The 11852-nt window shown below is 70.9% G+C and carries 11 protein-coding genes; 6 read left to right on the forward strand and 5 right to left on the reverse strand.

The features are described from left to right. Positions 1-113 precede the first annotated feature (113 nt). From KUM49_RS14605 to KUM49_RS14625, 5 genes are all read left to right on the forward strand, one after another. On the forward strand, positions 114-1217 hold the full coding sequence (locus KUM49_RS14605) for a TraR/DksA C4-type zinc finger protein (protein ID WP_217237250.1): 1104 nt from the start codon (positions 114-116) through the stop codon (positions 1215-1217). A gap of 67 nt (positions 1218-1284) precedes the next feature. Further along, positions 1285-1896, forward strand: a complete 612-nt coding sequence (gene lspA / locus KUM49_RS14610; protein WP_217237251.1) for a signal peptidase II — start codon at positions 1285-1287, stop codon at positions 1894-1896. Between the two features lie 52 nt (positions 1897-1948). Beyond that, complete coding sequence (locus tag KUM49_RS14615; RefSeq protein ID WP_217237252.1) at positions 1949-2893, forward strand: RluA family pseudouridine synthase; 945 nt, start codon at positions 1949-1951, stop codon at positions 2891-2893. Next, positions 2890-3357, forward strand: coding sequence for a GNAT family N-acetyltransferase (locus KUM49_RS14620; RefSeq protein ID WP_217237253.1), 468 nt, complete (start codon positions 2890-2892; stop codon positions 3355-3357). Before KUM49_RS14615 ends, KUM49_RS14620 begins: the two co-directional genes overlap by 4 nt. 186 nt (positions 3358-3543) lie before the next feature. Continuing rightward, on the forward strand, positions 3544-5130 hold the full coding sequence (locus tag KUM49_RS14625) for a Na+/H+ antiporter (RefSeq protein ID WP_217237319.1): 1587 nt from the start codon (positions 3544-3546) through the stop codon (positions 5128-5130). Between the two features lie 135 nt (positions 5131-5265). Here KUM49_RS14625 and KUM49_RS14630 read toward each other — a convergent pair whose 3' ends face one another. Then, positions 5266-6393 carry a mechanosensitive ion channel family protein gene (locus KUM49_RS14630; RefSeq protein WP_217237254.1) on the reverse strand — a complete coding sequence of 376 codons (1128 nt, stop codon included), beginning with the start codon at positions 6391-6393 and terminating at the stop codon, positions 5266-5268. A gap of 131 nt (positions 6394-6524) precedes the next feature. On the opposite strand from KUM49_RS14630, the gene KUM49_RS14635 reads away from it, so the two are divergent. Further along, positions 6525-7094, forward strand: coding sequence for a dienelactone hydrolase family protein (locus KUM49_RS14635; RefSeq protein ID WP_217237255.1), 570 nt, complete (start codon positions 6525-6527; stop codon positions 7092-7094). Positions 7095-7110: 16 nt separating this feature from the next. Here KUM49_RS14635 and KUM49_RS14640 read toward each other — a convergent pair whose 3' ends face one another. From KUM49_RS14640 to KUM49_RS14655, 4 genes are all read right to left on the reverse strand, one after another. Further along, a complete protein-coding gene (locus KUM49_RS14640; protein WP_217237256.1) occupies positions 7111-8772 on the reverse strand; it encodes an alkaline phosphatase in 1662 nt (553 codons plus the stop codon). Between the two features lie 99 nt (positions 8773-8871). Continuing rightward, positions 8872-9684 carry a thioredoxin domain-containing protein gene (locus tag KUM49_RS14645; RefSeq protein WP_217237257.1) on the reverse strand — a complete coding sequence of 271 codons (813 nt, stop codon included), beginning with the start codon at positions 9682-9684 and terminating at the stop codon, positions 8872-8874. Positions 9685-9749: 65 nt separating this feature from the next. Next, positions 9750-10448 carry a hypothetical protein gene (locus KUM49_RS14650; protein ID WP_217237258.1) on the reverse strand — a complete coding sequence of 233 codons (699 nt, stop codon included), beginning with the start codon at positions 10446-10448 and terminating at the stop codon, positions 9750-9752. Positions 10449-10516: 68 nt separating this feature from the next. After that, positions 10517-11851, reverse strand: coding sequence for a DUF2252 domain-containing protein (locus KUM49_RS14655; protein WP_217237259.1), 1335 nt, complete (start codon positions 11849-11851; stop codon positions 10517-10519). Position 11852 lies beyond the last annotated feature (1 nt).

Genomic DNA, 11852 nt, shown 5'->3' on the forward strand with positions numbered 1-11852 from the left:
GTTCGCGAGGCGGGCGAATCGGGCGGTGTGCCCCGTTGCCGTGGGACTCAAGTCGATTTATCGTCCCAGCACGATTCGCGTGCAAGATCACAATATGTGAAGGGGCCGCGGCCATGGTGGCGAAGAAGACCGCCGTACAGCAGTCGGCGTCCGGGTCCACGGGTGCCTCCGGCGGTGCGGCCAAGGACGTCGGGGGGAAGAAGAGAACGCAGGGGGGCGCGGCCGAGCAGGAGGCCAAGGCCGTGAAGACGGTGGGTTCGGCTACGAGGAAGGCGGCCGCGAAGGGCGCGGGCGCGGGTGCGGGTGCCAAGAAGGCCGTGGCGAAGAAGGCGGCATCAGTGAAGAAGGCCGCTGCCAAGAAGGCCACTGCCACCAAGGCGGCGGCTACGAAGACGGCGGGCGGGAAGAAGACCGGCGGGAAGTCAGTGGCGGCCACGAAGGCCGAAGCCACGAAGGTGGCGGGCGGGCGGGCGGCCGCCGTGAAGGAGACGGGCGGGGAGGCGGCGACCGTCGCGGAGACGCGCGGGAAGGACGCGGGCGGGAAGGCGGCGGCCACGAAGGTGGCGTTGGCGAAGGAGACCGGCGCGAAGAAGACCGCTGACAAGAAGAGCGGTGCCGCGAAGGGCGGCGCTGGGAAAAGCACCTCGAGGAAGAGCGCAGCCAAGACGACTGCGGCCAAGAAGAGCACGGTCAAGAAGGCGGGCGCGGCGCAGACCGCGGAGCAGACGGGAGCCACGACGGTGGTTGCGAAGAAGACTCCTGGCACGGCCACAGCGGCGAAGTCCGCACTGCCCAAGGCGCGGGTCGCCGCGGCGGAGCCCGGCGAGCTCGCGGTACGCCCCGGTGAGGACCCCTGGACGCCGGAAGAGGTCGCGGAGGCGCGCGCCGGGCTGTCGTCCGAGGCGACGCGGCTGCGCGACGAGATCACCTCGTCCGAACAGTCCCTGGTGGGCCTGATGCGGGACTCCGGGGACGGTGCCGGCGACGATCAGGCGGACACCGGCACCAAGAACATCACGCGCGAGCACGAGATGGCTCTCGCGGCCAACGCGCGCGAGATGCTCATCCAGACCGAGCGCGCCCTGCAACGGCTCGACGCGGGCACCTACGGTCTGTGCGAGAACTGCGGCAACCCCATCGGCAAGGCCCGCATGCAGGCCTTCCCGCGGGCCACGCTGTGCGTGGAGTGCAAGCAGAAGCAGGAACGCCGGTACTGATCACCTCGCTGCCCGGGAGCGTGTCGTACCCTCGTCCTCAGTCAGGTATCTAGGTTGAGGGACTCACGTGGCAGAGGCGGAGCGCATCATCGGTACGCCGGATTCCCCAGAGGCGGCGGGAGGCGAGCCGGAGCAGTCCGAGGAGCATGCCGCGGACGCGTCGCAGACCGCCGCCGGGGCCGAGCGGCCCCGGGGCAGGCGGCGGATCGCCGTGCTGTTCACCGTCGCGACCGTGGCGTACGCCCTCGACCTGATCAGCAAGATGATCGTGGTCGCCAAGCTGGAGCACCACGCGCCGATCGAGATCATCGGGGACTGGCTGAGGTTCGAGGCCATCCGCAACGCGGGCGCGGCCTTCGGCTTCGGCGAGGCCTTCACCGTGATCTTCACGGTGATCGCGGCCGCCGTGATCGTGGTCATCGCCCGCCTCGCCCGCAAGCTCTACAGCCTGCCCTGGGCGATCGCGCTCGGCCTGCTGCTCGGCGGCGCGCTCGGCAACCTCACCGACCGGATCTTCCGGTCGCCGGGCGTGTTCGAGGGCGCGGTCGTCGACTTCATCGCGCCCAAGCACTTCGCGGTCTTCAACCTGGCCGACTCGGCGATCGTGTGCGGCGGCATCCTGATCGTGCTGCTGTCGTTCAGGGGTCTCGACCCCGACGGCACCGTCCACAAGGACTGAGGACGCCGGACTCTCGTACGAGAGTGTCGGACCCGTCCGGCATACTCGACGGGTGAGCACCATTCCCGAGATCCGAACCCTGCCCGTGCCCGACGGCCTGGAGGGCGAGCGTGTCGACGCCGCCATCTCCCGTATGTTCGGCTTCTCCCGTACCAAGGCCGCTGAGATCGCCGCCGCGGGGAAAGTCACGGTCGACGGGTCGGTGGTGGGGAAGTCCGAGCGGGTGCATGGCGGGGCCTGGCTGGAGGTCGAGATGCCGCAGGCGCCCGCGCCGGTGCAGATCGTCGCCGAACCGGTCGAGGGCATGGAGATCGTGCACGACGACGATGACGTGGTCGTGATCGCCAAGCCGGTCGGTGTGGCCGCGCACCCGAGCCCCGGCTGGACCGGGACGACCGTGATCGGCGGGCTCGCCGCCGCCGGGTACCGGATCTCCACCTCGGGCGCCGCCGAGCGCCAGGGCATCGTGCACCGCCTGGACGTGGGCACGTCCGGCCTGATGGTCGTGGCGAAGTCCGAGTACGCGTACACCTCGCTCAAGCGCCAGTTCAAGGAGCGCACGGTCGACAAGCGGTACCACACGCTCGTCCAGGGCCACCCGGACCCGACCAGCGGCACCATCGACGCGCCCATCGGCCGGCACCCGAACCACGACTACAAGTGGGCGGTCACGGCCGAGGGCAAGCCGTCCGTCACGCACTACGACCTCATCGAGGCGTTCCGTGCGGCCTCCCTGCTCGACGTGAAGCTGGAGACCGGCCGTACCCACCAGATCCGCGTCCACATGGCCGCCCACCGGCACCCGTGCGTCGGCGACCTGACCTACGGCGCCGACCCCACGCTCGCCAAGCGGCTCGGCCTGACCCGCCAGTGGCTGCACGCCGTGCGGCTGGGCTTCGAGCATCCCGGGGACGGCCGGTGGGTGGAGTTCGAGTGTGGCTACCCGGACGACCTGCAGCAGGCCCTCGACCGGGTCCGCGAGGAGACCTACGCGTGAGCTCCGCGTACGTCGTGCGGGTCGCCGAGGACCCCGCCGACCGTGAGTCGTGCTTCGCGGTCCGCAAGGAGGTCTTCGTCGGCGAACAGGGGGTCCCCGCCGACCTGGAGTACGACGCGTACGACGCCGGCGCCGTGCATGTGCTGGCGGTCCGGGAGGACGGGACGCCGCTCGGGACCGGGCGGCTGCTGTACGGCGAGGCGGCCGCGGCCAAGACCGACGGCGATCTGTCGGTGGGTTCGCTGGGACGGCTCGCCGTGACACAGGACGCGCGGGGCCTCGGCGTCGGGGCCGCTCTCGTCCGGGCCGTCGAGGACGCGGCACGCGCGCGTGGGCTCGCGGCGGTCGACCTGCACGCCCAGACGCACGCGCTCGGGTTCTACGAGCGGCTGGGGTACGTGGCGTACGGCCCGGAGTTCCCGGACGCCGGAATGCCGCACCGGGCGATGCGGCGCGTGCTGTAGCCTGCCGTGCCTGCCGTGCCTGCCGTGCCTGCCGTGCCTGCCGTGCCTGCCGTGCCTGCCGTGCCTGCCGTGCCTGCCGTGCCTGCCGTGCCTGCCGTGGCGGCGGCGCCGAACGGCCGGTGAACACGGTGGCGTGGCAGGCTTGAGGTCTGCTGTGTGAACGCCGAGACGACCCGGAGCCTGACCGTGGATCAGTTGGCCCTGCTGTTCGTGCTGTTGCTCGGGGCCGTGCTGAGCGTGCCGATCGGGGACCGGCTGAAACTGCCGGCGCCGGTGCTGATGACGCTCCTCGGGATCGTCCTCGCGCTCCTCGACTTCGTGCCGAACGTCAGCATCCCGCCGGAACTCATCCTGCCCCTGCTGTTGCCGCCGTTGCTGTACGCGGCCGTACGGCGCACGTCCTGGCGGCAGTTCACGGCCAACATCAGGCCGATCTTCCTGCTGGCCGTGGCGCTGGTGTTCGTCACCACGGTGTGTGTGGCCGCCGTCGCCAACGCGATCGTGCCGGGGCTGCCGGTGGCCGCCGCCGTGGCGCTCGGCGCGCTGGTCGCGCCGCCCGACCCGGTCGCGGCGACCGCCGTCGCGGGCCAACTCGGGCTGCCGCGGCGGCTGGTGTCCATCCTGGAGGGCGAAGGGCTCTTCAACGACGTGACGGCCATCGTGCTCTACCACGTGGCGATCACCGCAGCGGTGAGCGGGACCTTCTCGCCGTGGCGGGCGGGTCTGGACCTGGTGCTGTCCGCCGTGGTGGCGTTGGCCGTCGGGATCGTGCTGGGGTGGGGCGCCAACAAGCTGATGGACCTGCTCGGGGACCCGACCCTGCAGATCGGGATGACCCTGCTGGTGCCGTTCGCCTCGTACGTGCTGGCCGAGGAGTTCCGCGGGTCCGGGGTGCTGGCCGTGCTCACCACCGCGCTGTTCCTCGCCGAGTACGCCACCGATCCCGACGACGTGCTGACACGGCTCGCCGGGCACACCTTCTGGGACATCGTGGACACGCTGGTCACCGGGGTCGCCTTCGGGCTGATCGGCCTCGAGCTGCACAACGCGATCCGGACCGCGTCCGGGCGGTGGGGGGAGATGCTCGGCTGGGCGGGGGCGATCGTGGGTGTGGTCGTCCTCGTACGGCTGTTGTGGCTGTTGCCGGCCACCTGGCTCACCAAGCGGCTGCATGCGCGGCGGGACCACGACGAGGACATCCCGATGAGCCTGCGGGAGACCGTCGTCATGTGGTGGTCCGGGATGCGGGGAGTGGCGTCGGTGGCGCTGGCGTTGGCGATTCCCCTGAAGACCGACGACGGTTCGGCCTTTCCCGACCGGGACGAGATCGTGTTCATCGCGTTCGGGGTGATCATGGCGACGCTGGTGCTTCAGGGGCTGACCCTGCCGTGGCTGGTGCGACGGCTCGGGGTGCAGGCCGACACGGACCGCGAGAAGGAGTTCGAGAAGGCGCTGGCCGTGCGGGCGGCGAAGGCGGCGAAGCGGCGGCTCAGGGAGATCGAGGCCACGGAGGAGCTGCCGGAGGAGTTGTCCGAGCAGATGCTGCGGCGGGCGCACGACATCGGGGTGCGGATCAGTCCGGACGTGGGGGAGGACGAGCGGCGGGAGGCGCATGAGCAGCGGGTGCGCAGGCTCAAGCGGGTGAGGCGGATCCAGGGGGAGATGTTGAGCGCGGCTCGGCATGAGGTGCTGGCGGCGCGGAGTGAGGCGGGGGCCGATCCGGAGGTCGTGGACCGGGTGCTGCGGCATCTTGATGTGCGCAGTTTGCGGTGATGTGTCGAGTGTGCGCGGGTGGGGTTGCTGTGTTTGTTCCCACCCGCGCCTCACCCTTTCCCGTTGGTCGAGGAGTCGGGGCCCTCCTGTGGCGGTCGATCGTCGTTGGCGGCGGCCCGTAGGTGCTGCGCCGGATCAGCCGCCCGCGCGCGGTGACTCGTATCCGCGACTCGCGGCCGCCCCGTCGCGCGCCACGTCGTCCCGGCGGGGGCGGCCGTTCGTGCGGTGGGGGGGCAGATACGCGTCCGCCGTGTTGACCCGGGGGAGGGCGTACGGGTGTTCCGTGGCCAGCCAGCGGACCATCTGCTCGCGGACCGTGACACGTATCGTCCAGATGTCGTCGGCGTCCTTGGCGGTCATCAGGGCCCGCACCTGCATGGTGTTCGGGGTGGTGTCCGTCACGTCCAGGCCGTAGGCGCGGCCGTCCCAGGCGGGGCACTCGCGCAGGATGTCGCGGAGCTTGTCGCGCATCATGTCCACCGGCGCGGTGTGGTCGACGTGCCAGAAGACGATGCCGGTCATCTGGGGGGTGCCACGCGACCAGTTCTCGAACGGCTTGGACGTGAAGTACGAGACGGGCATGGTGATCCGGCGCTCGTCCCAGGTCCGAACGGTCAGGAAGGTCAGCGTGATCTCCTCGACCGTGCCCCACTCGCCGTCCACCACGACGGTGTCGCCGATGCGCACCATGTCGCCGAAGGCGATCTGGAACCCCGCGAACATGTTGCTGAGCGTCGACTGGGCGGCGACACCGGCGACGATGCCGAGGATTCCGGCCGAGGCCAGCAGCGAGGCGCCCGCCGCGCGGAACGCCGGGAACGTCAGCAGCATCGTGGCCACGGCCACCACGCCGACGGTCGCGGAGACCACACGCATGATCAGCGACACCTGGGTACGGACGCGCCGGACCCGGGCCGGGTCGCGGTGGGCGCGCGCGTAGCGGGTGTACGTCGTCTCCACTATCGCGGCGGCGATCCGGATCACCAGCCACGCCGTCGCCCCGATCAGCACCAGGGTGAGGGTGCGGCCGATGCCGACCCTGTGCTGCTCCAGGAGCTGCGCCTCGTCGTACGCCCCTCTCAGCATGGCGGCGCAGAGCACCAGTTGGTAGGGGATGCGGCCACGGCGCAGCAGACCCCACAGGGGGGTCTCGTGGTGCCGTGAGTCAGCCTTGCGCAGCAACAGGTCGGTCGCCCAGCCGATGACCAGCGTGAGCGCGACCGACCCGCCGACCACGATCAGTGGGCGGAGTAGATTCTCCATGCCCACGAACGTAACCGGCCCCGGGCACACATGAACATGTGACTTCGCGCTCAAGGTGGGTACGGCCGCGGCACCGGGCCAAGGCCACCGCCGTGACCTGCGTTGTCGTACCCGGCTGGCACCATGGCTTCATGAACATCGTGCTCTTTCACTCGACCTTCGGTCTCAGGCCCGCGGTGCGCTCCGCGGCGGACCGGCTGCGCACGGCCGGACACGAGGTGTGGACGCCGGACCTCTTCGAGGGGCGTACGTTCGAGACGGTCGAGGAGGGCATGGCCTTCAACGACGGGATCGGCAAGGACGAGTTGCTCAAGCGGGCCGTCCTGGCCGCCGCGCCCTACTCGGAACGCGGGCTGGTCTACGCCGGGTTCTCGCTCGGCGCGTCCGTCGCACAGACCCTCGCGCTCGGTGACGACAAGGCGCGTGGCCTGCTGCTCCTGCACGGCACGTCGGACATCGCGGCGAACGCGACCGTGGACGAGCTGCCCGTCCAGTTGCACGTCGCCGAGCCGGACCCCTTCGAGACCGACGACTGGCTGAGCGCCTGGTATCTCCAGATGGGCAGAGCCGGCGCGGACGTGGAGGTGTACCGGTACGCCGGGGCCGGTCACCTGTACACCGACCCCGACCTGCCCGACTACGACGAGGAGGCCGCCGAGGCCACCTGGCGGGTGGCGCTCGGCTTCCTCGACAGCCTGTAGGTCCTGTCACCCGTGGCTACACGGGGTCGTACGTCCGCTCCACCTTCTGCGTGCCGCTGCGCGTGCGGTACGAGCGGGCCCACGACGAGGTCGCGTCCGGCTTGGTGCGGTCGGACAGGACGTAGTAGTCCATCTGCGCGCGGGTGGCCGTGATGTCCAGGACGCCGTAGCCGTGGCGGTCGGTGTCGACCCAGTGGACGTGCCGGTTGGCCGCCTTGATGATCGGCGCGGCGACCGCGGAGATCGTGCCCTCGGGGGCCTTCACGATGTCGTCGAGGTTGTCGGAGGTGACCGAGGTGACGACGAACTCCGTGGCCGCCGAGGCGGACAGCGGGTACGTACCGGCGTCCACCGGCACGTCGTTGGCCCACGCCATGTGGATGTCGCCGGTCAGGAAGACGGTGTTGCGGATGGCGTTCGAGCGCAGGTGGGCCAGCAGCTCGCGGCGGTCGTCGGTGTAGCCGTCCCACTGGTCGGTGTTGAGGGCGAGGCCCTCCTTCGGCAGGCCGAGCAGTTCGGCGAGCGGCCTGAGCAGGTCGGCGGCGAGGGAGCCGATCGCGAACGGCGAGATCATCACGGAGTTGCCGATCAGCCGCCAGGTGGTGTCGGACGCCTTCAGCCCGGCCTTCAGCCAGTCGAGCTGGGCGCGGCCGGTGAGCGTGCGGTCCGGGTCGTCGACCGAGCCGTTGCCGACGGCGGCCTGCTGCGAACGGAAGGAGCGCAGGTCCAGGAGCGAGAGGTCGGCGAGCCTGCCGAAGCGCAGCCGCCGGTAGGTGGTGCCGGTGATCGCCGTGCGCACCGGCATCCACTCGAAGTAGGCCTGCTTGGCGGCGGCCTGACGCGCGGACCAGGCGCCCTCGGCCCCCTCGGTGTGGTTCTCGGCCCCGCCCGACCAGGCGTCGTTGGCGAACTCGTGGTCGTCCCAGATGGCGATGACCGGAGCGACGGCGTGCAGGGCCTGGAGGTCGGCGTCGGTCTTGTAACGCCCGTGCCGCGTGCGGTAGTCGGCCAGGGTGAGGATCTCGTGCGTGGGCGCGTGCGGCCGTATGACGGTGTCGCGCGTCCCGTACTCGCCGGTGCCGTACTCGTAGATGTAGTCGCCCAGGTGCAGCCAGGCGTCCAGGTCGCCGCGGGCCGCGAGATGGCGGTACGACGAGAAGTAGCCGGCCTCCCAGTTGGCGCAGGAGGCCACGCCGAAGCGGAGGTTCGGCACGGCCGCGTCGGCGGCGGGGGCGGTGCGGGTGCGGGCGACGGGGGAGTCGGTGCCCCCGGCGGAGAAGCGGAACCAGTAGTCGGTGGCGGGGTCGAGGCCGCGTACGTCCGCCTTGACGGTGTGGTCGGAGGCGGCGGTCGCGGTGACCGTGCCCTTGGCGACGATGTTCGTCAGCGCCTTGTCCCGGGCCACGACCCAGTCGACCGAGGTGTCCGGGCCGAGCCCGGAGCCGGGTGTCGCCTCGGCGGTGGGCGTCACCCGGGTCCACAGCAGGATGCCGTCGGGCAGCGGGTCGCCGGAGGCGACGCCGTGCAGGAAGGCGGGGGAGTCCGTGGCCGCCCGGGCGGGCAGGGCGGCGGCCAGCGGGCCGGCCAGGACGGCGGTGGCGGCCGCGGCCTTGACGACCGTACGGCGGCGCGGGGAAAGAGAGTTGAGTTGCTCGGATGCTCTGTGTCGTCTGGTCACGGCCGATCAGGTTACTGATCGGTATGCACGAGAGCGGGCGAACTCGCGAAAGTTCGCCCGCTCTTTGTCCGACGGTCGCTCTTCGAGCGGCGATCGGGATCAGGCCTTGAGGGCCGCCTCGATCGCCGTGTTGAAGTCGGCGACCGTCATCGGCGCGTTCTTGCTGTTCGGGGCGGTCAGCGTCTTGCCGTCCATCTGCAGGGTCGGGGTACCGGTCACGCCGCTGTCGTCGAACTTCGCCGACATCTCCAGCGCCCACTTGTCGAAGGTGCCGTTCTTCACGGCGTTCTGGAACTTCGCGTTGCCCTTGAGGGCGGGGACCGTGTCGGCCACCTCGATCAGGTACGAGTCGTCCTTGAACTTGTCGTCGGACTCCTCCGGGTGCCACTTCGCCGAGTACATCGCGGCCTTGTACTCGAGGAAGGCCTCGGGGCTGACGTTCAGCGCGGCGCCCAGGGCGCTGAGCGCGTTCTTGGAGCCCTCGCCGCCCAGGCCGTTGTCGAGGAAGGTGGCACCGACGTACTCGACCTTGTACTTGCCGTCCTCGACGCCCTTGTCCACCGTCGCGCCGACGGTCTGCTCGAACTGGGCGCAGACCGGGCAGCGCGGGTCCTCGTACATGACCAGGGTCTTCTTGGCGCTGCTCTTGCCGATGACGACGGTCGTGCCGTTCGTGCCCGTGGTGTTGGCAGGCTTGACGAGCTTGTCGTCCTTCGCGGCGTCCCAGTAACCGGGCTTGTTGCCCTGGACGACCGCGTAGCCGATGCCGCCGGCTATCGCCAGGACGGCGACTATGGAGCCGGCCACGATGGCCTGCCGCTTGACCTTGTCGCGCTTGGCCTGGCGCTCGCGCTCCTGGCGCAGGCGCTCGCGGGCGGCGGTCTTCGCGGCCTGACTGTTCCGCTTTGCCATGGGTGATCTCCGTAAGGGGACGCGCACACGTCGTGTGCGGAATACGTATGGGGGACTGGTGGTGCTCAGGCGGAAGCGACCGAGCACGGCGGTCCACGCCGTCCCAGGGAGTGCACGAGGATCCGCTCGCGCGCGGTGGTCGTACGGCGGCCGGGGCGCTGCGGGCGGCACACGGAGGGCGAGGGCCCCGCGGTCACGGTCACCGCGGTGACCGCCAGCAGCAGCGGCCGGAAGGTGGTCGCGGTCATCGCCCGCAGCAGCTGGGCCAGCGCGCGCTCGCCGCGGCGCAGCCAGGCGGCGGCCAGCAGGCCGACGCCGACGTGTGCGCCGAGCAGCAGCCAGGCGGTCGCCGGGTCGGCGTGGGCGAGCAGACCGCCGAGGCGGTCGGGGCCGGCGCCCGTCGCCCGGGCCAGCGGGGCGCCGACACTGGTGCCGTCGCCGCACAGCAGGTCGAGGCCGACGGAGCGCAGCGGGCCGGCGACCGGGCCGCCGGCGGCGCCGTAGCAGACGTGCTGGCCGGTGGTGAAGACGGTGTCGGCGGCCAGCTCCAGCGGGATCAGCAGGGCGGCGATCCGGCCGAAGCCGCGCTCGCCGCCGGCCAGCGCGTAGGCGAGGGCGAACACGGCGGCGGCGATCACGACCACCGTGTTCAGCGGCAGCGGGGCCCGGGACAGCAGGACGTGCGACGCGGTGCTGAGCGTCACGACGAGTGCCGTGAACAGCGCCGCGCGAACGGCTCTGAGCTGGGTCCCGGATATGTCCATAGCGGAGGAGAGTCTGTCACGCGGGCCTGTAAGGGACCCCTAAAGGGTTCCTGTGCGCGGCCGTTCCGTCACAGACCTGGAATCCGGCCGTTGCGGAACAGGTCCACGAAGATCTGGTGGTCGGTACGCGCGCGTGCGCCGTAGCCGTGCGCGAAGTCGACCAGGAGATCCGCCAGGCCGGCGCCGTCGTCGGAGTCCGCCGCGAGGGCCGCGTCGATGGCCCGCTCGGTGGAGAAGGGCACCAGGGACTCGCCGGACTGGTCGTCCGCCGCCGAGTGCATGGTGGCGGTCGCCCGGCCCAGGTCGGCGACGACCGCGGCGATCTCCTCCGGGTCGTCGATGTCGCCCCAGTCGAGGTCCACGGCGTACGGCGAGACCTCGGCGACCAGCTGGCCCGTGCCGCTCAGCTCGGTCCAGCCCAGCCACGGGTCGGCGTGTGCCTGGAGGGCACGCTGCGAGATCACCGTGCGGTGGCCCTCGTGCTGGAAGTAGTCCCGGATCGCCGGGTCCGTGATGTGACGGGAGACCGCCGGGGTCTGGGCCTGCTTGATGTAGATCACGACGTCGTTCTCCAGGGCGTCGCTGTGGCCCTCCAGGAGGATGTTGTACGACGGCAGCCCGGCCGAGCCGATGCCGATGCCGCGGCGGCCGACGACGTCCTTCACGCGGTACGAGTCCGGGCGGGCCAGGGACGAGTCCGGCAGCGTCTCCAGGTAGCCGTCGAAGGCGGCGAGGACCTTGTAGCGGGTGGCCGCGTCCAGCTCGATGGAGCCGCCGCCCGGGGCGAACCGGCGTTCGAAATCACGGATATCGGTCATCGAGTCGAGCAGGCCGAAGCGGGTCAGCGAGCGGGCGTCGCGCAGCGCGTCCAGGAGCGGGCCCTGGGCGGTGTCCAGCGTGAAGGGCGGCACCTCGTCGCTCTTGGCGCCGGTGGCCAGGGCGTGGATCCGCTCGCGGTACGCGCCCGCGTAAACCTGCACCAGCTCGGTGATCTGGTCGTCGCCGAGCGCCTTCGCGTACCCGATCAGGGCGATGGAGGCGGAGAAGCGCTTGAGGTCCCACGTGAAGGGGCCGACGTACGCCTCGTCGAAGTCGTTGACGTTGAAGATCAGCCGGCCCTGGGCGTCCATGTACGTGCCGAAGTTCTCCGCGTGCAGGTCGCCGTGGATCCACACGCGGGAGGTGCGCTCGTCCAGGTAGGGGCCGCCCCGCTTCTCGGCGTCGAGATCGTGGTAGAAGAGGCACGCCGTGCCCCGGTAGAACGCGAACGCCGAAGCCGCCATCTTGCGGAACTTCACGCGGAACGCCGCCGGGTCGGCGGCCAGGAGCTGGCCGAAGGCGGTGTCGAAGACGGCAAGGATCTCCTCGCCGCGGTGCTCGTCGTTGAGCTGCGGGACCGACATC

It is taken from the genome of Streptomyces sp. AC555_RSS877 (assembly GCF_019049245.1).
In the GTDB taxonomy this organism is placed as follows: Bacteria; Actinomycetota; Actinomycetes; order Streptomycetales; family Streptomycetaceae; genus Streptomyces.